This window comes from Streptomyces toyocaensis (assembly GCF_000725125.1).
GTDB lineage: Bacteria > Actinomycetota > Actinomycetes > Streptomycetales > Streptomycetaceae > Streptomyces > Streptomyces toyocaensis.
In genome coordinates, this window is the sequence record NZ_JFCB01000003.1 from 258693 (window position 1) to 275911 (window position 17219).

Below are 17219 nucleotides of genomic sequence, written 5' to 3' on the forward strand. Positions count from 1 at the left end.
GCACGGAAGGATGCCTTCCGTGCACCACTACGGGCTGGGCGTGGGAACCTTGCGCCTAGTCGGCCTGGGAGGTGTCCACGTAGACCTCGGCCACGTTCAGCAGGCAGCAGGAGCCGCCCTGGGCGATCTTGTCGGCCTCGAACTGCAGCGTGTGCTCACCGGTCGGCACGTTGGTCCACTCACCGTTGGACCAGGAGCTGGAGCCGTTGAAGCAGTTGGTGAACGTCTTGCTGCCGAGGTCGTCGTTCGGCGTCCAGGTGTCGATCTTCCACATCTTGACGACGACCTGCTTCGAGGTGCCGTACTGGGCGAAGCAGCTGCGGAACTGGACCTGGCTGTAGGTGCCGGAATCGGTCCACTCACGGGAACGCTCGCCGTCGGTCCAGCTGGAGATGTAACTCGACCAGTTCGCCGAGGCCGTGGTGGCGGTGAAGCCGACGACGGCCATGGCGGCGGTGACGGTGAAGGCCGCCTTCCTCCGGAAGGCCTTCGATGCGCTGAGCTGCACAGCAATCACTCCTTGCAAGGTAAGTTGATCATGAGCGGGTGACTGCGAGAGGCTAAGCAGAAGGTGAATACTTGTCAAAGTCTTTTAAAAACAGCCGAGTTGAGGTAGCGGCGCGGCCGGCGGAAGTCCTGGGCGGCCGGGTGCGGTCCAGGTCGTGACGCACCCCGCACGGCTCCGAGGGCGCGACGTCACCCGCTGCGGGCGCGGTGGTGTGCGGGTGGGCGCCCGGATCGGCGCGGGCCGGGGAGTGGCGGGGGAGTGGCCGCGGGGTGGCGGGTGCGTCGGGGAGTCCCGGTTTGATCCGCGTCACTCCAGGGGTACTCTCTTGCGCCCGATTGGCCAGGCCCCCACCCGCTGTGGCAAACTGTCGGAGTTGCTCGGTCGAGCGTTGATGCTGCGCGCCTCCCGCCGGGAGGACCGGAAGCGAGTCCCACAGTACTCGTCGTCCCTGATCAGGGGCGGACGTACGGGAATCTTCCGGGAAGCGTATGTGCAGCGCCGGCCAGGTGCCCGGTGGGCCTTTCGCCCCCGGTCCGCGGTTCTGGTAGGGCCGTGTCAATCCCGCAGGGATGTTCGAACAAGGGACATTCATGTCAGCGGGAGTGCGACACGCCCGACCGCGTGGGTCGGAGGACGAGACCTGGAACGCCGGGTTCCGGAGCGTAAGAGAGACAGGACTACGGAGTAGCCATGGCGGGACAGAAGATCCGCATCCGGCTCAAGGCCTACGACCACGAGGTCATCGACTCCTCGGCGAAGAAGATCGTCGAGACGGTGACGCGCACTGGTGCGTCGGTCGCGGGCCCGGTGCCGCTGCCCACTGAGAAGAACGTGTACTGCGTCATCAAGTCGCCGCACAAGTACAAGGACTCGCGCGAGCACTTCGAGATGCGCACGCACAAGCGCCTGATCGACATCCTCGACCCGACCCCCAAGACCGTTGACTCTCTGATGCGACTCGACCTCCCGGCCGGTGTCGACATCGAGATCAAGCTCTGAAGGCCGGTGATCTGAAGATGACCAAGCAGATCAAGGGCATCCTGGGCGAGAAGCTCGGCATGACGCAGGTGTGGGACGAGAACAACCGCGTTGTTCCGGTCACCGTCGTCAAGGCCGGCCCCAACGTCGTCACCCAGGTCCGCACGAACGACGTCGACGGCTACGAGTCGGTCCAGATCGCCTTCGGCGAGATCGACCCGCGCAAGGTGAACAAGCCCCTCAAGGGCCACTTCGCCAAGGCCGACGTCACCCCCCGCCGTCACCTCGTCGAGATCCGCACCGCGGACGCCTCCGAGTACACGCTGGGCCAGGAAGTCACCGCTGAGGTCTTCGAGGCCGGCGTGAAGGTCGACGTCACCGGCAAGAGCAAGGGCAAGGGCTTCGCCGGTGTCATGAAGCGTCACAACTTCAAGGGCCTCGGCGCCGGTCACGGCACCCAGCGCAAGCACCGCTCGCCGGGCTCCATCGGTGGCTGCGCCACCCCGGGTCGCGTGTTCAAGGGCCTCCGTATGGCGGGTCGCATGGGCAACGAGCGGGTCACCACCCAGAACCTGACCGTCCACGCCGTTGACGCGGAGAAGGGTCTGCTGCTCATCAAGGGCGCGGTTCCCGGTCCGAACGGCGGCCTCGTCCTGGTCCGCACCGCGGCCAAGGGGGCCTGAGGTAACCGATGAGCACTGTTGACATCCTTTCGCCTGCCGGCGAGAAGACCGGAAGCGTCGAGCTCCCCGCGGAGATCTTCGGCGTGGAGAAGATCAGCATTCCGCTGATCCACCAGGTCGTCGTCGCGCAGAACGCCGCTGCCCGCCAGGGCACCCACAAGACCAAGACCCGCGGTGAAGTCCGTGGTGGTGGCCGCAAGCCGTACCGCCAGAAGGGCACCGGCCGCGCCCGTCAGGGCTCGACCCGCGCGCCGCAGTTCGCCGGTGGTGGCGTCGTCCACGGCCCGCAGCCGCGCGACTACTCGCAGCGGACCCCGAAGAAGATGAAGGCCGCGGCCCTGCGCCACGCCCTCACCGACCGGGCCCGCCACAACCGCATTCACGTCGTCACCGGCGTGATCGAGGGTGAGACGCCCTCCACGAAGGCCGCTCGGACGCTGTTCGGCAAGATCTCGGAGCGCAAGAACCTGCTCCTGGTCGTCGACCGCGCCGACGAGGCCGCGTGGCTGTCCGCCCGCAACCTGCCCCAGGTCCACATCCTGGAGCCGGGCCAGCTGAACACGTACGACGTTCTCGTCTCGGACGACGTGGTCTTCACCAAGGCCGCTTTCGAGTCCTTCGTCGCCGGCCCGAACAAGGCCAACGACAACGAAGGGAGCGAGGTCTGATGGCTGCCCGTCACCCCTCGATCGCCTCGAAGGCCGCGAAGGCGGCCAAGGCCGCGCGCGTCGCCAAGGCGCGCCGCCACGAGGCCGAAGGCAAGAACACCGTCGTCACCCCGGCGAGCAAGGCCTTCACGGACCCCCGTGACGTCCTGCTGAAGCCGGTCGTGTCCGAGAAGAGCTACGCGCTCATCGACGAGAACAAGTACACGTTCATCGTCGCGCCGGGCTCCAACAAGACCCAGATCAAGGAGGCCGTCCAGGCGGTCTTCGAGGTCAAGGTCACCGGGGTCAACACGATCAACCGCATCGGCAAGCGCAAGCGCACCAAGACCGGTTTCGGCCAGCGTGCGGCGACCAAGCGCGCGATCGTGACCCTCGCCGAGGGCGACCGTATCGACATCTTCGGCGGTCCGACCGCGTAAGCGGTCAGGATCGTTCGATATCGGACGAGGACTGAGAAATGGGTATCCGCAAGTACAAGCCGACGACTCCGGGCCGTCGTGGCTCCAGCGTCGCCGACTTCGTCGAGGTCACGCGGTCCACGCCGGAGAAGTCGCTGGTCCGTCCCCTGCACAGCAAGGGCGGCCGTAACAATTCCGGACGTGTGACCGTCCGCCACCAGGGTGGTGGCCACAAGCGCGCCTACCGCGTGATCGACTTCCGTCGTCACGACAAGGACGGCGTGCCGGCGAAGGTCGCGCACATCGAGTACGACCCCAACCGCACCGCGCGCATCGCGCTGCTGCACTACGCCGACGGCGAGAAGCGCTACATCCTCGCCCCGCGCAACCTGCAGCAGGGCGACCGCGTCGAGAACGGTCCCGGGGCCGACATCAAGCCGGGCAACAACCTGGCCCTCCGCAACATCCCGGTCGGTACCACGATCCACGCGATCGAGCTCCGTCCCGGTGGTGGCGCCAAGTTCGCCCGCTCCGCCGGTGCCTCCGTGCAGCTGCTCGCGAAGGAGGGCACGATGGCCCACCTCCGCATGCCGTCCGGAGAGATCCGTCTGGTCGACCAGCGCTGCCGCGCGACGGTCGGCGAGGTCGGCAACGCCGAGCAGTCGAACATCAACTGGGGCAAGGCCGGCCGCAAGCGGTGGCTGGGCGTCCGCCCGACCGTCCGTGGTGTCGTCATGAACCCGGTCGACCACCCGCACGGTGGTGGTGAGGGCCGTACCTCCGGTGGCCGCCACCCCGTGTCCCCGTGGGGCAAGAAGGAAGGCCGTACTCGTTCGCCCAAGAAGGCGTCGAACAAGTACATCGTCCGCCGCCGCAAGACGAACAAGAAGCGCTAAGGACGGGTTGAGATGCCTCGTAGCTTGAAGAAGGGACCCTTCGTCGACGACCACCTGATCAAGAAGGTGGATGTCCAGAACGAAGCCGGTACCAAGAACGTCATCAAGACCTGGTCCCGTCGCTCGATGATCGTCCCGGCGATGCTGGGCCACACGATCGCGGTGCACAACGGCAAGACCCACATCCCGGTGTTTGTCACCGAGTCCATGGTCGGCCACAAGCTCGGCGAGTTCTCGCCGACGCGCACCTTCCGGGGTCACGTCAAGGACGACCGGAAGTCGAAGCGCCGCTAGTCAGCGGGGTGGATTGACCATGACAAACACTGAAGGGACAACCATGGAAGCCAGGGCCCAGGCGCGGTACATCCGCGTCACGCCCATGAAGGCCCGCCGCGTGGTGGACCTCATCCGTGGCATGAGCGCCACGGAGGCTCAGGCGGTCCTGCGTTTCGCCCCGCAGGCCGCGAGCGTGCCGGTCGGCAAGGTGCTGGACAGCGCCATCGCCAACGCCGCGCACAACTACGACCACACCGACGCCGACAGCCTCGTCATTTCCGAGGCGTACGTCGACGAGGGCCCGACCCTGAAGCGGTTCCGGCCGCGCGCCCAGGGCCGTGCCTACCGGATCCGCAAGCGGACCAGCCACATCACCGTGGTCGTCAGCAGCAAGGAAGGAACCCGGTAATGGGCCAGAAGGTAAACCCGCACGGGTTCCGGCTCGGTGTCACGACCGACTTCAAGTCGCGTTGGTACGCCGACAAGCTGTACAAGGACTACGTCAAGGAAGACGTCGCCATCCGTCGGATGATGACGTCCGGCATGGAGCGCGCCGGCATCTCGAAGGTGGAGATCGAGCGCACCCGTGACCGCGTGCGTGTGGACATCCACACCGCCCGTCCCGGCATCGTCATCGGCCGCCGCGGCGCCGAGGCCGACCGCATCCGCGGTGACCTGGAGAAGCTGACCGGCAAGCAGGTCCAGCTGAACATCCTCGAGGTCAAGAGCCCGGAGACGGACGCTCAGCTGGTGGCCCAGGCCGTCGCCGAGCAGCTGTCCTCCCGCGTCTCCTTCCGTCGTGCCATGCGCAAGAGCATGCAGGGCACGATGAAGGCCGGCGCCAAGGGCATCAAGATCCAGTGCGGTGGCCGCCTCGGTGGCGCCGAGATGTCCCGCTCGGAGTTCTACCGCGAGGGCCGTGTGCCCCTGCACACGCTCCGCGCGAACGTGGACTACGGCTTCTTCGAGGCCAAGACGACCTTCGGCCGCATCGGTGTGAAGGTCTGGATCTACAAGGGCGACGTCAAGAACATCGCCGAGGTCCGCGCCGAGAACGCCGCTGCCCGTGCGGGTAACCGCCCGGCCCGCGGTGGCGCCGACCGCCCGGCCCGTGGTGGCCGCGGTGGCGAGCGTGGCGGCCGCGGCCGCAAGCCGCAGCAGGCTCCCGCTGCCGAGGCCCCCAAGGCCGAGGCTCCGGCTGCCGCTCCGGCTGAGAGCACCGGAACGGAGGCCTGACCGACATGCTGATCCCCCGTAGGGTCAAGCACCGCAAGCAGCACCACCCGAAGCGCCGTGGTATGGCCAAGGGCGGTACGACGGTTGCGTTCGGCGAGTACGGCATCCAGGCCCTCACGCCGGCGTACGTGACCAACCGCCAGATCGAGGCGGCCCGTATCGCGATGACCCGCCACATCAAGCGTGGCGGCAAGGTCTGGATCAACATCTACCCGGACCGCCCGCTCACGAAGAAGCCTGCCGAGACCCGCATGGGTTCCGGTAAGGGTTCTCCGGAGTGGTGGATCGCGAACGTGCACCCGGGACGGGTCATGTTCGAGCTGTCCTACCCCAACGAGAAGATCGCCCGTGAGGCGCTGACCCGTGCGGCCCACAAGCTGCCGATGAAGTGCCGGATCGTCAAGCGCGAGGCAGGTGAAGCGTGATGTCGGCCGGTACCAAGGCGTCCGAGCTGCGCGAGCTGGGCAACGAGGAGCTTCTCGCGAAGCTTCGCGAGGCCAAGGAAGAGCTGTTCAACCTCCGCTTCCAGGCGGCGACCGGGCAGCTCGAGAACCATGGCCGTCTGAAGGCGGTCCGCAAGGACATCGCGCGGATCTACACCCTGATGCGCGAGCGTGAGCTGGGCATCGAAACGGTGGAGAACGCCTGATGAGCGAGAACAACGTGACTGAGACGAACACTGAGGCTCGGGGCTTCCGCAAGACCCGTGAGGGCATCGTCGTCAGCGACAAGATGGACAAGACCGTCGTCGTCGCTGTCGAGGACCGCAAGAAGCACGCGCTGTACGGCAAGGTCATCCGCAGCACGAGCAAGCTCAAGGCCCACGACGAGCAGAACGCCGCCGGCGTCGGCGACCGCGTCCTCCTGATGGAGACCCGGCCGCTGTCCGCCACGAAGCACTGGCGCGTCGTCGAGATCCTCGAGAAGGCCAAGTAATTCCTGCGGCAAACCGCAGGGTAGTTCCGCCAGGCTCCGACGGGGCTGCGGCTGTTCGTTCAGCGCAGCAGCCCCGCCGGGGAACCGGCAGACGATCAGGAGATAGACGTGATCCAGCAGGAGTCGCGACTGCGTGTCGCCGACAACACTGGTGCGAAGGAGATCCTTTGCATCCGTGTGCTCGGTGGCTCCGGTCGCCGCTACGCGGGCATCGGTGACGTCATCGTCGCCACCGTCAAGGACGCGATCCCCGGTGGCAACGTGAAGAAGGGTGACGTCGTCAAGGCGGTCATCGTTCGCACCGTCAAGGAGCGCCGCCGTCCGGACGGCTCGTACATCCGCTTCGACGAGAACGCCGCCGTCATTCTGAAGAACGACGGCGACCCTCGCGGCACCCGTATCTTCGGCCCCGTGGGCCGTGAGCTGCGCGAGAAGAAGTTCATGAAGATCATCTCCCTCGCGCCGGAGGTGCTGTGAGCATGAAGATCAAGAAGGGCGACCTGGTTCAGGTCATCACCGGCAAGGACAAGGGCAAGCAGGGCAAGGTCATTGCCGCTTTCCCGCGCGAGGAGCGCGTCCTGGTCGAGGGTGTCAACCGGGTCAAGAAGCACACGAAGGCCGGCCCGACCGCTCGCGGTTCCCAGGCCGGCGGCATCGTGACCACCGAGGCCCCGATCCACGTCTCCAACGTCCAGCTGGTCGTGGAGAAGGACGGCAACAAGGTCGTCACGCGCGTCGGTTACCGCTTCGACGACGAGGGCAACAAGATCCGCGTTGCCAAGCGGACGGGTGAGGACATCTGATGACGACCACCACCACTCCGCGTCTGAAGACGAAGTACCGCGAGGAGATCGCGGGCAAGCTGCGCGAGCAGTTCTCCTACGAGAACGTCATGCAGGTTCCCGGCCTCGTCAAGATCGTGGTCAACATGGGTGTGGGCGACGCCGCCCGCGACTCCAAGCTGATCGAGGGCGCCATCCGCGACCTCACCACGATCACCGGTCAGAAGCCGGCCGTCACCAAGGCCCGCAAGTCCATCGCGCAGTTCAAGCTGCGTGAGGGCCAGCCGATCGGTGCCCACGTCACGCTCCGTGGCGACCGCATGTGGGAGTTCCTGGACCGCACCCTGTCGCTCGCGCTGCCGCGCATCCGCGACTTCCGCGGCCTGTCCCCCAAGCAGTTCGACGGCCGTGGCAACTACACCTTCGGTCTCACGGAGCAGGTCATGTTCCACGAGATCGACCAGGACAAGATCGACCGTGTCCGGGGTATGGACATCACCGTGGTGACCACGGCGACCAACGACGAAGAGGGCCGTGCCCTTCTCCGTCACCTCGGCTTCCCGTTCAAGGAGGCGTGAGCGAGATGGCGAAGAAGGCTCTCATCGCGAAGGCTGCTCGCAAGCCCAAGTTCGGAGTGCGCGGCTACACCCGCTGCCAGCGCTGCGGTCGTCCGCACTCCGTGTACCGCAAGTTCGGCCTGTGCCGCGTGTGCCTTCGTGAGATGGCTCACCGTGGCGAGCTGCCGGGCGTGACCAAGAGCTCCTGGTAATCCGGTAGTTCCGGACTCCCAGGGCTCTCGGTAAGCAATGGGAACGGCAGGAGGCCCGCCCCGCATGGCTTAGGCTTGTGGGGTTGGGCACCTGCCGTGCCCGTACGCACGCGGGCAGCTGCCCGCTCATGTTTGCTTACTACGCCGTAGGTCCACCGCGCCGCACCCGTCCCGTCTCGGATCGGGGAGAGGGATGGCGCACCAGGAAACCCCGGCGAGAGAGGCCGAAGGCCAATTCATGACCATGACTGATCCGATCGCAGACATGCTTACGCGTCTGCGGAACGCGAACTCGGCGTACCACGACTCCGTGGCGATGCCGCACTCGAAGATCAAGTCGCACATCGCGGAGATCCTCCAGCAGGAGGGCTTCATCACGGGCTGGAAGGTCGAGGACGCCGAGGTCGGCAAGAACCTCGTCCTGGAGCTGAAGTTCGGCCCCAACCGTGAGCGCTCCATCGCGGGCATCAAGCGGATCTCCAAGCCCGGTCTCCGGGTGTACGCGAAGTCCACCAACCTGCCGAAGGTGCTGGGCGGCCTCGGCGTGGCGATCATCTCCACGTCGCACGGGCTCCTCACCGACAAGCAGGCCGGCAAGAAGGGCGTGGGTGGGGAAGTCCTCGCCTACGTCTGGTAGCGGAAGGGAACGGAGGAAACAGCTATGTCGCGCATCGGCAAGCTCCCCATCGCGGTTCCCGCCGGCGTGGACGTCACCATCGACGGCCGTACGGTCTCGGTCAAGGGCCCCAAGGGCACGCTGACCCACACCGTCGTGGCGCCGATCGAGATCGCCAAGGGTGAGGACGGCGTGCTCAACGTCACCCGCCCCAACGACGAGCGTCAGAACAAGGCCCTGCACGGCCTGTCCCGCACGCTGGTGGCGAACATGATCACCGGCGTGACCCAGGGTTACGTGAAGAAGCTCGAGATCAGCGGTGTCGGTTACCGCGTTGTCGCCAAGGGTTCGAACCTGGAGTTCTCCCTCGGTTACAGCCACCCGATCACGGTCGAGGCCCCCGAGGGCATCACCTTCAAGGTGGAGGCCCCCACCCGTTTCTCGGTCGAGGGCATCGACAAGCAGAAGGTCGGCGAGGTTGCGGCCAACATCCGCAAGCTGCGCAAGCCCGACCCGTACAAGGCCAAGGGCGTCAAGTACGAGGGCGAAGTCATCCGCCGCAAGGTCGGAAAGGCGGGTAAGTAAGCCATGGCATACGGGCAGAAGATCCTCAAGGGCGACGCCTACAAGCGTGCTGCTATCAAGCGTCGTCACATCCGGATCCGCAAGAAGCTCGCGGGTACCGCCGAGCGTCCTCGCCTGGTCGTGACCCGCTCCAACCGCCACATCGTGGCGCAGGTGATCGACGACCTGAAGGGTCACACCCTGGCGTCCGCGTCCACCCTGGACGCGTCCATCCGGAGTGGCGAGGGCGACAAGTCCGCGCAGGCCAAGCAGGTCGGCGCCCTGGTCGCCGAGCGCGCCAAGGCCGCCGGTGTCGAGGCCGTCGTGTTCGACCGTGGTGGCAACCAGTACGCCGGGCGCATCGCCGCTCTGGCGGACGCCGCCCGCGAAGCCGGTCTGAAGTTCTGAGCCGGTTCCGTAGCTAGCGGAAACAGAGAGAGGTAATTCCAATGGCTGGACCCCAGCGCCGCGGTGGCGGTGCCGGTGGCGGCGAGCGGCGGGACCGGAAGGGCCGTGACGGCGGCGCAGCTGCCGCCGAGAAGACCGCATACGTTGAGCGCGTCGTCGCGATCAACCGTGTCGCCAAGGTTGTGAAGGGTGGTCGTCGCTTCAGCTTCACCGCGCTGGTCGTGGTGGGCGACGGTGACGGCACCGTGGGTGTCGGATACGGCAAGGCCAAGGAGGTGCCGGCCGCCATCGCCAAGGGCGTTGAGGAGGCCAAGAAGCACTTCTTCAAGGTCCCCCGCATCCAGGGCACCATCCCGCACCCCATCCAGGGTGAGAAGGCTGCCGGCGTCGTGCTGCTCAAGCCCGCGTCGCCCGGTACCGGCGTGATCGCCGGTGGTCCGGTGCGTGCCGTGCTCGAGTGCGCCGGTATCCACGACGTGCTGTCGAAGTCGCTCGGCTCCGACAACCAGATCAACATCGTGCACGCGACCGTGGAGGCCCTCAAGGGCCTGCAGCGTCCCGAGGAGATCGCGGCCCGCCGTGGTCTGCCCCTCGAGGACGTCGCTCCCGCGGCTCTTCTCCGTGCGCGTGCCGGGGCGGGTGCGTAGGTCATGGCGCAGCTCAAGATCACGCAGGTCAAGTCCTACATCGGCAGCAAGCAGAACCACCGTGACACGCTGCGTTCGCTTGGCCTGAAGAGGGTCAACGACGTGGTCGTCAAGGAGGACCGCCCCGAGTTCCGCGGCATGGTGCACACCGTCCGCCACCTCGTGACGGTCGAGGAGGTCGACTGATCATGGCGGAGAACAACCCGCTCAAGATCCACAACCTCCGTCCCGCCCCCGGCGCCAAGACCGCGAAGACCCGTGTCGGTCGTGGTGAGGCGTCGAAGGGTAAGACGGCCGGTCGTGGTACGAAGGGCACCAAGGCCCGTTACCAGGTTCCGGAGCGCTTCGAGGGTGGCCAGATGCCGCTCCACATGCGCCTCCCGAAGCTGAAGGGCTTCAAGAACCCGTTCAAGACCGAGTTCCAGGTCGTCAACCTGGACAAGCTCGCCTCCCTCTACCCCGAGGGCGGGGAGGTCACGGTCGAGGACCTGGTCGCCAAGGGTGCCGTGCGCAAGAACCAGCTCGTCAAGGTCCTGGGCCAGGGCGAGATCTCCGTGGCGCTGCAGGTGACGGTCGACGCCGTCTCCGGCTCCGCCAAGGAGAAGATCACCGCCGCCGGCGGTACCGTCACCGAGCTCGTCTGACCCGTTCAGGTGTCTCGATGACGTAGAGCGATCCCGACCGGGGATACCCCACAAATGGGGTATCCCCGGTTGGTCGTTCCTAGGGCGGCAGTCTCGCCGGTAAGGTGGCCTGCGCTGCCCGCTGACCTCGGGCGCCCCACACGGGGCACTCAGAGCGGCAGTTGACCGTTACGTAATCGTCCTTAGTCGGAATCTCAAGACCGTCACCCTTGACGCAGTTGCGCGGGGGGTCGCAGGAGGCACCGTGCTCACCGCGTTCGCCCGGGCGTTCAAGACGCCCGACCTGCGCAAGAAGCTGCTCTTCACGCTCGCCATCATTGTGGTGTACCGCATCGGTACCAACGTTCCCATTCCGGGCGTGGACTACCGCAACGTACAGACCTGTATCGACAACGCCGAGGCCAACTCGGGTCTGTTCGGTCTGGTCAACATGTTCAGCGGCGGCGCGCTGCTCCAGATCACGATCTTCGCGCTGGGCATCATGCCGTACATCACCGCGGCCATCATTCTGCAGCTGCTGACGGTGGTGATCCCGCGCCTGGAGGCCCTCAAGAAGGAGGGCCAGGCCGGTACGGCGAAGATCACGCAGTACACCCGTTACCTGACCGTCGCGCTCGCCATCCTCCAGGGCACCGGCCTGGTGGCCACCGCCCGCAGCGGTGCCCTGTTCCAGGGCTGCCCGGTCGCGAGCCAGATCGTCCCGGACCAGTCGATCTTCGTGACGATCACCATGGTCATCACGATGACCGCCGGCACGGCGTTCGTCATGTGGCTCGGTGAGCTCATCACCGACCGCGGCATCGGCAACGGCATGTCGATCCTGATGTTCATCTCGATCGCCGCGACCTTCCCCTCCGCCCTGTGGGCCATCAAGGAGCAGGGCAGCCTGGCGGGCGGCTGGATCGAGTTCGGCACCGTCATGCTCGTCGGGTTCGTCATGGTCGGCCTGGTGGTCTTCGTCGAGCAGGCCCAGCGCCGGATCCCCGTGCAGTACGCCAAGCGCATGGTCGGCCGCCGTTCCTACGGCGGTACGTCGACGTACATCCCGCTCAAGGTGAACCAGGCGGGTGTGATCCCCGTCATCTTCGCCGCGTCGCTGCTGTACATCCCGGCGCTGATCGTCCAGTTCTCCAACTCGACGGCGGGCTGGGCGACGTGGGTCGAGGCGAATCTGGCCAACCCCGCCGCCACGGCGCACATCATTCTGTACTTCCTGATGATCGTGTTCTTCGCGTTCTTCTATGTGGCGATCTCCTTCAACCCCGAGGAAGTCGCCGACAACATGAAGAAGTATGGTGGCTTCATCCCGGGCATCCGGGCTGGCCGACCGACCGCTGAGTACCTCAGCTTCGTACTCAACCGGATCACCTGGCCGGGTTCGCTGTACTTGGGTCTGATCTCTCTCGTGCCGACAATGGCGTTGGCTGGTTTCGGGGCGAACCAGAACTTCCCGTTCGGCGGGACCAGCATCCTGATCATCGTGGGTGTCGGTCTCGAGACGGTGAGGCAGATCGAGAGCCAGCTCCAGCAGCGCAATTACGAAGGGTTCCTCCGCTGATGCGAATCGTCCTCGTCGGGCCGCCGGGTGCTGGTAAAGGTACGCAGGCCACCCGCCTTGCCGAGAAACTGCGCATCCCGCACATCTCCACAGGTGACCTGTTCCGCGCCAACATCAGCCGGCAGACGGAGCTCGGGAAGCTCGCGAAGTCCTACATGGACGCGGGCAATCTCGTCCCCGACGAGGTCACCATCGCCATGGCCAAGGACCGCATGGAGCAGCCCGACGCCGAGGGCGGCTTCCTGCTGGACGGCTTCCCGCGCAACGTGTCGCAGGCCGAGGCGCTGGACGAGCTGCTGCAGACCGAGGGCATCAAGCTGGACGCCGTGCTCGATCTGGAAGCTCCCGAGGACGAGGTCGTCAAGCGGATCGCCGGGCGGCGCGTCTGCCGCAAGGACTCCGCGCACGTGTTCCACGTGACGTACAGCCCGCCGAAGCAGGAGGGTGTCTGCGACGCCTGCGGTGGTGAGCTCTACCAGCGTGACGACGACTCCGAGGAGACGGTGCGGACGCGGCTGGAGGTCTACCACACGCAGACCGAGCCGATCATCGGCTACTACCGGGCGCAGGGGCTCGTGGTCACCATCTCCGCGATGGGTCCCGTCGACGAGGTCACGGGCCGTGCGCTGGAGGCGCTGAAGAGCGGTAAGTAGTTCCGTACGTCGGTCGCAGCCGCGGTTCCTTGGCGCAAGGAGCCGCGGCTGTGGCTTGAGCGGGGTGTTCGCCCGGCCCGGCGGAGCCGCCCGCGGATCGCGCCCCGTATCGTTGGATGTGCTCGTTTCCCTGCCTGGTCCCAGAAAGGCCCCCGTCCCCCATGGTGCAGATCAAGAGCCCTGAGCAGATCGCCAAGATGCGTGAGGCGGGGCTGGTCGTCGCCGCCATCCACGCGGCCACCCGTGAGGCCGCCGTGCCCGGGGCCACGACGAAGGATCTGGACCAGGTCGCGCGCAAGGTCCTCGCCGAGCACAACGCCAAGCCGAACTTCCTCGGCTACGGCGGTTTCCCCGCGACGATCTGCACCTCGGTCAACGAGGTCGTCGTCCACGGCATCCCCTCCGACGACGTCGTGCTCAAGGACGGCGACATCATCTCCATCGACTGTGGCGCGATCATCGACGGCTGGCACGGTGACGCCGCCTACACCGCCTTCGTCGGGTCCGGCCACTCCCCGGAGCTGGTCGAGCTGTCCCGGGTGACCGAGGAGTCGATGTGGGCCGGCATCGCGGCCATGAAGCAGGGCAACCGGCTCGTCGACATCTCGCGCGCCGTGGAGACGTACATCCGTCGCCAGCCGAAGCCGGGCGGCGGCAAGTACGGGATCATCGAGGACTACGGCGGCCACGGCATCGGCACCGAGATGCACATGGACCCGCATCTGCTGAACTACGTCGACCGCAAGCGGGGCAAGGGCCCCAAGCTGATCCCGGGCTTCTGCCTCGCCATCGAGCCGATGGTCTCCCTGGGCACCCCGAAGACGGAGGTCCTCTCCGACGACTGGACCGTCATCACCACGGACGGCACCTGGTCGTCCCACTGGGAGCACTCCGTCGCCCTGACCGCCGAGGGCCCCCTCGTCCTGACGGCCCCCGACGGCGGCAAGGCAAAGCTCGCCGAGATGGGCGTCACGGCGGCGCCGGACCCGCTCGGCTGACGACCGGAAACGGGCGCGTCCGCCGGTCGAAGGCCGGCGTCGAGGGGTGGGCTCCGGTCGGTTAAGGATCTCCCGGGTGGGGCAGGCTATCTCGATTCGTGTTTCCGGGTGCGCTGACGTAGACTGACTCGTCGGCTCTTGTGCACCCGCATGTCTGCATGTGCTCACCACGGTGCACGCCGGAGTCGATCAAGGTAGTCGATTCGAAGGGCGAAGCGTGGCCAAGAAGCAAGGTGCCATCGAGATCGAGGGCACTGTCGTCGAGTCTCTTCCGAACGCCATGTTCAAGGTCGAGCTCCAGAACGGCCACCAGGTCCTGGCACACATCAGCGGCAAGATGCGCATGCACTACATCCGCATCCTCCCTGACGACCGGGTCGTGGTGGAGCTGTCTCCGTACGACCTGACGCGTGGCCGGATCGTCTACCGGTACAAGTAGATCTTGCCCGCGCCCCGGCCCGCCGGGGTGATGGCACTGACCCGGAGAACCTCACATCCCATGAAGGTCAAGCCGAGCGTCAAGAAGATCTGCGACAAGTGCAGGGTGATCCGCCGTCACGGCCGGGTCATGGTCATCTGCGAGAACCCGCGCCACAAGCAGCGCCAGGGCTGACCGCAGCACGACCGACCCTCTGCGACTTCCGCAGAACTTCGCGCGACGCGAGCAGTACACGTTCATACGCAGGTCCCGAGCCGCACGGCTCGACACCCCCGGCTCGGAGGCCGGGGACCCGGTCCGTACCTCGTACGGCGGGCGGGGAGCCGGTCCTGTGGAAGACCTCCGACAATCAACTGGAGCCATTGAATGGCACGCGTTTCCGGTGTTGACATCCCGCGCGAAAAGCGCGTGGAGATCGCCCTCACCTACGTGTTCGGCATCGGCCGGACCCTTTCGCAGCAGACGCTGGCCGCCACCGGCGTCGACCCGAACACCCGCGTTCGCGACCTCTCCGAGGAGCAGCTCGTCGCGATCCGCGAGTACGTCGACAACAACATCAAGACCGAGGGTGACCTCCGTCGCGAGATCCAGGCCGACATCCGCCGCAAGGTCGAGATCGGTACCTACCAGGGTCTGCGTCACCGTCGCGGTCTGCCCGTCCGCGGTCAGCGCACCAGCACCAACGCGCGTACCCGCAAGGGCCCGCGTCGCGCCATCGCCGGCAAGAAGAAGCCGGGCAAGAAGTAGTCCTCAGCGGACGCTCATCCAGCGGTCTTGCTGCAGGACCGACCACCTCCCGTAGGAGTTATAGATGCCCCCCAAGGGTCGTCAGGGCGCTGCCAAGAAGGTGCGCCGCAAGGAAAAGAAGAACGTCGCTCACGGCCACGCGCACATCAAGAGCACGTTCAACAACACCATCGTCTCGATCACGGACCCGTCCGGCAACGTGATCTCCTGGGCCTCCGCCGGCCACGTCGGCTTCAAGGGCTCCCGGAAGTCCACGCCGTTCGCCGCGCAGATGGCCGCCGAGTCGGCCGCCCGCCGCGCCCAGGAGCACGGCATGCGCAAGGTCGACGTGTTCGTCAAGGGCCCGGGCTCCGGTCGTGAGACCGCGATCCGTTCCCTGCAGGCCACGGGTCTCGAGGTCGGCTCCATCCAGGACGTCACCCCGACCCCGCACAACGGCTGCCGTCCGCCGAAGCGCCGCCGCGTCTGACGCACGGCGGCTTCGGTCGGCTTCGGGTTCCGGGCGGTACGGCTCGTAAGGGCCGTATCGCCCGTACCCTTGCAGTACCCGCACTTTTCACCGGGTGCGGTTTCCGTCGGGCGTCAAATAGCGGGCGTCCACGAGAGAAGGATCTGATCCACACATGCTGATCGCTCAGCGTCCCTCGTTGACCGAAGAGGTCGTCGACGAATTCCGCTCCCGGTTCGTGATCGAGCCGCTGGAGCCGGGCTTCGGCTACACCCTCGGCAACTCCCTCCGCCGCACCCTCCTGTCGTCGATCCCCGGTGCCGCTGTCACCAGCATCCGCATCGACGGCGTCCTGCACGAGTTCACCACCGTGCCGGGCGTCAAGGAGGACGTCACCGACCTGATCCTCAACATCAAGCAGCTGGTCGTCTCCTCCGAGCACGACGAGCCCGTGGTGATGTACCTGCGCAAGCAGGGTCCGGGTCTGGTCACCGCCGCCGACATCGCGCCCCCGGCCGGTGTCGAGGTGCACAACCCCGACCTCGTCCTCGCCACGCTCAACGGCAAGGGCAAGCTGGAGATGGAGCTGACCGTCGAGCGCGGTCGCGGCTACGTCTCCGCCGTGCAGAACAAGCAGGTCGGTCAGGAGATCGGGCGTATCCCGGTCGACTCGATCTACTCGCCGGTTCTCAAGGTCACCTACAAGGTCGAGGCGACCCGTGTCGAGCAGCGCACCGACTTCGACAAGCTGATCGTCGACGTCGAGACCAAGCAGGCGATGCGTCCGCGCGACGCCATGGCCTCCGCCGGCAAGACCCTGGTCGAGCTGTTCGGTCTCGCCCGCGAGCTGAACATCGACGCCGAGGGCATCGACATGGGCCCGTCCCCCACGGACGCCGCCCTCGCCGCCGACCTGGCGCTGCCGATCGAGGAGCTGGAGCTCACCGTTCGGTCGTACAACTGCCTCAAGCGTGAGGGCATCCACTCCGTGGGTGAGCTCGTCGCTCGCAGCGAGGCGGACCTGCTCGACATCCGCAACTTCGGTGCGAAGTCGATCGACGAGGTCAAGGCGAAGCTGGCCGGCATGGGCCTGGCCCTCAAGGACAGCCCGCCCGGATTCGACCCCACCGCCGCCGCGGACGCGTTCGGTGCGGACGACGACGCGGACGCGGGCTTCGTCGAGACCGAGCAGTACTGAGTTCGGGACCGACGGTCCATATCCGGGTGCGGGTGCGCTGTGGCTTGTCGCGCAGTTCCCCGCGCCCCTTCCGGGAGCGCCCCTTCGGGGCTGCTTCCGGATCTCCGACAGGCGACCGCCTGCTCGGATACTGACTCCGGTACCTGATACGGCCGGGGCAGACACCTAG

Annotated in this window: 30 protein-coding genes; 29 read left to right on the plus strand and 1 reads right to left on the minus strand. The window is 66.5% G+C overall.

Going from position 1 to position 17219, the window contains the following annotated elements:
• Nucleotides 1-55: 55 nt before the first annotated feature.
• Nucleotides 56-508, minus strand: coding sequence for a hypothetical protein (locus BU52_RS06530; protein WP_051857979.1), 453 nt, complete (start codon nucleotides 506-508; stop codon nucleotides 56-58).
• A gap of 690 nt (nucleotides 509-1198) precedes the next feature.
• On the opposite strand from BU52_RS06530, the gene rpsJ reads away from it, so the two are divergent.
• The 29 genes from rpsJ (at nucleotide 1199) to BU52_RS06675 (ending at nucleotide 17050) form a co-directional block, all read left to right on the plus strand.
• Nucleotides 1199-1507: a 30S ribosomal protein S10 gene (gene rpsJ / locus BU52_RS06535; RefSeq protein WP_003948644.1), complete on the plus strand. Its 309-nt coding sequence runs from the start codon at nucleotides 1199-1201 to the stop codon at nucleotides 1505-1507.
• A gap of 17 nt (nucleotides 1508-1524) precedes the next feature.
• Nucleotides 1525-2169: a 50S ribosomal protein L3 gene (gene rplC / locus BU52_RS06540; RefSeq protein WP_037929559.1), complete on the plus strand. Its 645-nt coding sequence runs from the start codon at nucleotides 1525-1527 to the stop codon at nucleotides 2167-2169.
• Between the two features lie 8 nt (nucleotides 2170-2177).
• Nucleotides 2178-2837, plus strand: coding sequence for a 50S ribosomal protein L4 (gene rplD, locus BU52_RS06545; RefSeq protein ID WP_037929562.1), 660 nt, complete (start codon nucleotides 2178-2180; stop codon nucleotides 2835-2837).
• Complete coding sequence (gene rplW / locus BU52_RS06550) at nucleotides 2837-3256, plus strand: 50S ribosomal protein L23 (RefSeq protein ID WP_037929565.1); 420 nt, start codon at nucleotides 2837-2839, stop codon at nucleotides 3254-3256. Before rplD ends, rplW begins: the two co-directional genes overlap by 1 nt.
• Before the next feature lie 38 nt (nucleotides 3257-3294).
• Nucleotides 3295-4131: a 50S ribosomal protein L2 gene (gene rplB, locus BU52_RS06555; RefSeq protein ID WP_030220992.1), complete on the plus strand. Its 837-nt coding sequence runs from the start codon at nucleotides 3295-3297 to the stop codon at nucleotides 4129-4131.
• A 12-nt stretch (nucleotides 4132-4143) separates the two neighbouring features.
• Nucleotides 4144-4425, plus strand: a complete 282-nt coding sequence (gene rpsS / locus BU52_RS06560) for a 30S ribosomal protein S19 (RefSeq protein WP_003948639.1) — start codon at nucleotides 4144-4146, stop codon at nucleotides 4423-4425.
• A gap of 43 nt (nucleotides 4426-4468) precedes the next feature.
• Nucleotides 4469-4816, plus strand: coding sequence for a 50S ribosomal protein L22 (rplV, locus tag BU52_RS06565; protein ID WP_014054168.1), 348 nt, complete (start codon nucleotides 4469-4471; stop codon nucleotides 4814-4816).
• Nucleotides 4816-5643, plus strand: coding sequence for a 30S ribosomal protein S3 (gene rpsC, locus BU52_RS06570; protein ID WP_037929573.1), 828 nt, complete (start codon nucleotides 4816-4818; stop codon nucleotides 5641-5643). Before rplV ends, rpsC begins: the two co-directional genes overlap by 1 nt.
• A gap of 5 nt (nucleotides 5644-5648) precedes the next feature.
• A complete protein-coding gene (gene rplP, locus BU52_RS06575; RefSeq protein ID WP_007443989.1) occupies nucleotides 5649-6068 on the plus strand; it encodes a 50S ribosomal protein L16 in 420 nt (139 codons plus the stop codon).
• Nucleotides 6068-6292, plus strand: coding sequence for a 50S ribosomal protein L29 (gene rpmC, locus BU52_RS06580; protein WP_007494763.1), 225 nt, complete (start codon nucleotides 6068-6070; stop codon nucleotides 6290-6292). Before rplP ends, rpmC begins: the two co-directional genes overlap by 1 nt.
• The gene (gene rpsQ / locus BU52_RS06585) at nucleotides 6292-6579 is read left to right on the plus strand and encodes a 30S ribosomal protein S17 (protein WP_006130775.1); all 288 of its coding nucleotides are present in this window, start codon (nucleotides 6292-6294) and stop codon (nucleotides 6577-6579) included. The genes rpmC and rpsQ overlap by 1 nt, the downstream gene beginning before the upstream one ends.
• A gap of 108 nt (nucleotides 6580-6687) precedes the next feature.
• Complete coding sequence (gene rplN, locus BU52_RS06590; RefSeq protein WP_003998823.1) at nucleotides 6688-7056, plus strand: 50S ribosomal protein L14; 369 nt, start codon at nucleotides 6688-6690, stop codon at nucleotides 7054-7056.
• A gap of 2 nt (nucleotides 7057-7058) precedes the next feature.
• Nucleotides 7059-7382 carry a 50S ribosomal protein L24 gene (gene rplX / locus BU52_RS06595; protein ID WP_037929577.1) on the plus strand — a complete coding sequence of 108 codons (324 nt, stop codon included), beginning with the start codon at nucleotides 7059-7061 and terminating at the stop codon, nucleotides 7380-7382.
• Entirely contained in the window at nucleotides 7382-7939 is a 558-nt protein-coding gene (gene rplE, locus BU52_RS06600) for a 50S ribosomal protein L5 (RefSeq protein ID WP_006130773.1), read from the plus strand. Before rplX ends, rplE begins: the two co-directional genes overlap by 1 nt.
• A 5-nt stretch (nucleotides 7940-7944) precedes the next feature.
• Nucleotides 7945-8130 (plus strand): type Z 30S ribosomal protein S14, encoded by a 186-nt coding sequence (locus BU52_RS06605; RefSeq protein ID WP_003948630.1) that lies wholly within the window; start codon nucleotides 7945-7947, stop codon nucleotides 8128-8130.
• 238 nt (nucleotides 8131-8368) lie between these two features.
• A complete protein-coding gene (gene rpsH / locus BU52_RS06610) occupies nucleotides 8369-8767 on the plus strand; it encodes a 30S ribosomal protein S8 (protein ID WP_004984520.1) in 399 nt (132 codons plus the stop codon).
• Nucleotides 8768-8791: 24 nt separating this feature from the next.
• On the plus strand, nucleotides 8792-9331 hold the full coding sequence (gene rplF / locus BU52_RS06615; RefSeq protein WP_033272455.1) for a 50S ribosomal protein L6: 540 nt from the start codon (nucleotides 8792-8794) through the stop codon (nucleotides 9329-9331).
• Between the two features lie 3 nt (nucleotides 9332-9334).
• Nucleotides 9335-9718: a 50S ribosomal protein L18 gene (gene rplR, locus BU52_RS06620; RefSeq protein WP_037929584.1), complete on the plus strand. Its 384-nt coding sequence runs from the start codon at nucleotides 9335-9337 to the stop codon at nucleotides 9716-9718.
• 41 nt (nucleotides 9719-9759) lie between these two features.
• Complete coding sequence (gene rpsE, locus BU52_RS06625) at nucleotides 9760-10365, plus strand: 30S ribosomal protein S5 (protein ID WP_004927232.1); 606 nt, start codon at nucleotides 9760-9762, stop codon at nucleotides 10363-10365.
• 3 nt (nucleotides 10366-10368) lie between these two features.
• Nucleotides 10369-10551, plus strand: a complete 183-nt coding sequence (gene rpmD / locus BU52_RS06630) for a 50S ribosomal protein L30 (protein WP_037929587.1) — start codon at nucleotides 10369-10371, stop codon at nucleotides 10549-10551.
• A gap of 2 nt (nucleotides 10552-10553) precedes the next feature.
• A complete protein-coding gene (gene rplO, locus BU52_RS06635) occupies nucleotides 10554-11009 on the plus strand; it encodes a 50S ribosomal protein L15 (protein ID WP_037929590.1) in 456 nt (151 codons plus the stop codon).
• A 244-nt stretch (nucleotides 11010-11253) separates the two neighbouring features.
• Nucleotides 11254-12567 carry a preprotein translocase subunit SecY gene (gene secY / locus BU52_RS06640; RefSeq protein WP_037929593.1) on the plus strand — a complete coding sequence of 438 codons (1314 nt, stop codon included), beginning with the start codon at nucleotides 11254-11256 and terminating at the stop codon, nucleotides 12565-12567.
• Complete coding sequence (locus BU52_RS06645; RefSeq protein ID WP_037929596.1) at nucleotides 12567-13220, plus strand: adenylate kinase; 654 nt, start codon at nucleotides 12567-12569, stop codon at nucleotides 13218-13220. Before secY ends, BU52_RS06645 begins: the two co-directional genes overlap by 1 nt.
• A 161-nt stretch (nucleotides 13221-13381) precedes the next feature.
• On the plus strand, nucleotides 13382-14218 hold the full coding sequence (gene map / locus BU52_RS06650; RefSeq protein WP_037929599.1) for a type I methionyl aminopeptidase: 837 nt from the start codon (nucleotides 13382-13384) through the stop codon (nucleotides 14216-14218).
• 217 nt (nucleotides 14219-14435) lie between these two features.
• Complete coding sequence (infA, locus tag BU52_RS06655; RefSeq protein WP_003948620.1) at nucleotides 14436-14657, plus strand: translation initiation factor IF-1; 222 nt, start codon at nucleotides 14436-14438, stop codon at nucleotides 14655-14657.
• A gap of 60 nt (nucleotides 14658-14717) precedes the next feature.
• Nucleotides 14718-14831 (plus strand): 50S ribosomal protein L36, encoded by a 114-nt coding sequence (gene rpmJ / locus BU52_RS06660; protein ID WP_003998809.1) that lies wholly within the window; start codon nucleotides 14718-14720, stop codon nucleotides 14829-14831.
• Nucleotides 14832-15023: 192 nt separating this feature from the next.
• Entirely contained in the window at nucleotides 15024-15404 is a 381-nt protein-coding gene (rpsM, locus tag BU52_RS06665; RefSeq protein WP_004984507.1) for a 30S ribosomal protein S13, read from the plus strand.
• Between the two features lie 64 nt (nucleotides 15405-15468).
• Nucleotides 15469-15873: a 30S ribosomal protein S11 gene (rpsK, locus tag BU52_RS06670; RefSeq protein ID WP_003956432.1), complete on the plus strand. Its 405-nt coding sequence runs from the start codon at nucleotides 15469-15471 to the stop codon at nucleotides 15871-15873.
• A 154-nt stretch (nucleotides 15874-16027) separates the two neighbouring features.
• Nucleotides 16028-17050 (plus strand): DNA-directed RNA polymerase subunit alpha, encoded by a 1023-nt coding sequence (locus BU52_RS06675; RefSeq protein WP_003966937.1) that lies wholly within the window; start codon nucleotides 16028-16030, stop codon nucleotides 17048-17050.
• Nucleotides 17051-17219 lie beyond the last annotated feature (169 nt).

What these genes read in the sequence shown, in the direction of transcription:
- rpsJ (WP_003948644.1), top strand. Translation starts at nt 1,199, where the DNA reads ATGGCGGGACAGAAGATCCGCATCCGGCTCAAGGCCTACGACCACGAG.
- rplC (WP_037929559.1), top strand. Translation starts at nt 1,525, where the DNA reads ATGACCAAGCAGATCAAGGGCATCCTGGGCGAGAAGCTCGGCATGACG.
- rplD (WP_037929562.1), top strand. Translation starts at nt 2,178, where the DNA reads ATGAGCACTGTTGACATCCTTTCGCCTGCCGGCGAGAAGACCGGAAGC.
- rplW (WP_037929565.1), top strand. Translation starts at nt 2,837, where the DNA reads ATGGCTGCCCGTCACCCCTCGATCGCCTCGAAGGCCGCGAAGGCGGCC.
- rplB (WP_030220992.1), top strand. Translation starts at nt 3,295, where the DNA reads ATGGGTATCCGCAAGTACAAGCCGACGACTCCGGGCCGTCGTGGCTCC.
- rpsS (WP_003948639.1), top strand. Translation starts at nt 4,144, where the DNA reads ATGCCTCGTAGCTTGAAGAAGGGACCCTTCGTCGACGACCACCTGATC.
- rplV (WP_014054168.1), top strand. Translation starts at nt 4,469, where the DNA reads ATGGAAGCCAGGGCCCAGGCGCGGTACATCCGCGTCACGCCCATGAAG.
- rpsC (WP_037929573.1), top strand. Translation starts at nt 4,816, where the DNA reads ATGGGCCAGAAGGTAAACCCGCACGGGTTCCGGCTCGGTGTCACGACC.
- rplP (WP_007443989.1), top strand. Translation starts at nt 5,649, where the DNA reads ATGCTGATCCCCCGTAGGGTCAAGCACCGCAAGCAGCACCACCCGAAG.
- rpmC (WP_007494763.1), top strand. Translation starts at nt 6,068, where the DNA reads ATGTCGGCCGGTACCAAGGCGTCCGAGCTGCGCGAGCTGGGCAACGAG.
- rpsQ (WP_006130775.1), top strand. Translation starts at nt 6,292, where the DNA reads ATGAGCGAGAACAACGTGACTGAGACGAACACTGAGGCTCGGGGCTTC.
- rplX (WP_037929577.1), top strand. Translation starts at nt 7,059, where the DNA reads ATGAAGATCAAGAAGGGCGACCTGGTTCAGGTCATCACCGGCAAGGAC.
- rplE (WP_006130773.1), top strand. Translation starts at nt 7,382, where the DNA reads ATGACGACCACCACCACTCCGCGTCTGAAGACGAAGTACCGCGAGGAG.
- BU52_RS06605 (WP_003948630.1), top strand. Translation starts at nt 7,945, where the DNA reads ATGGCGAAGAAGGCTCTCATCGCGAAGGCTGCTCGCAAGCCCAAGTTC.
- rpsH (WP_004984520.1), top strand. Translation starts at nt 8,369, where the DNA reads ATGACCATGACTGATCCGATCGCAGACATGCTTACGCGTCTGCGGAAC.
- rplF (WP_033272455.1), top strand. Translation starts at nt 8,792, where the DNA reads ATGTCGCGCATCGGCAAGCTCCCCATCGCGGTTCCCGCCGGCGTGGAC.
- rplR (WP_037929584.1), top strand. Translation starts at nt 9,335, where the DNA reads ATGGCATACGGGCAGAAGATCCTCAAGGGCGACGCCTACAAGCGTGCT.
- rpsE (WP_004927232.1), top strand. Translation starts at nt 9,760, where the DNA reads ATGGCTGGACCCCAGCGCCGCGGTGGCGGTGCCGGTGGCGGCGAGCGG.
- rpmD (WP_037929587.1), top strand. Translation starts at nt 10,369, where the DNA reads ATGGCGCAGCTCAAGATCACGCAGGTCAAGTCCTACATCGGCAGCAAG.
- rplO (WP_037929590.1), top strand. Translation starts at nt 10,554, where the DNA reads ATGGCGGAGAACAACCCGCTCAAGATCCACAACCTCCGTCCCGCCCCC.
- BU52_RS06645 (WP_037929596.1), top strand. Translation starts at nt 12,567, where the DNA reads ATGCGAATCGTCCTCGTCGGGCCGCCGGGTGCTGGTAAAGGTACGCAG.
- map (WP_037929599.1), top strand. Translation starts at nt 13,382, where the DNA reads ATGGTGCAGATCAAGAGCCCTGAGCAGATCGCCAAGATGCGTGAGGCG.
- rpmJ (WP_003998809.1), top strand. Translation starts at nt 14,718, where the DNA reads ATGAAGGTCAAGCCGAGCGTCAAGAAGATCTGCGACAAGTGCAGGGTG.
- rpsM (WP_004984507.1), top strand. Translation starts at nt 15,024, where the DNA reads ATGGCACGCGTTTCCGGTGTTGACATCCCGCGCGAAAAGCGCGTGGAG.
- rpsK (WP_003956432.1), top strand. Translation starts at nt 15,469, where the DNA reads ATGCCCCCCAAGGGTCGTCAGGGCGCTGCCAAGAAGGTGCGCCGCAAG.
- BU52_RS06675 (WP_003966937.1), top strand. Translation starts at nt 16,028, where the DNA reads ATGCTGATCGCTCAGCGTCCCTCGTTGACCGAAGAGGTCGTCGACGAA.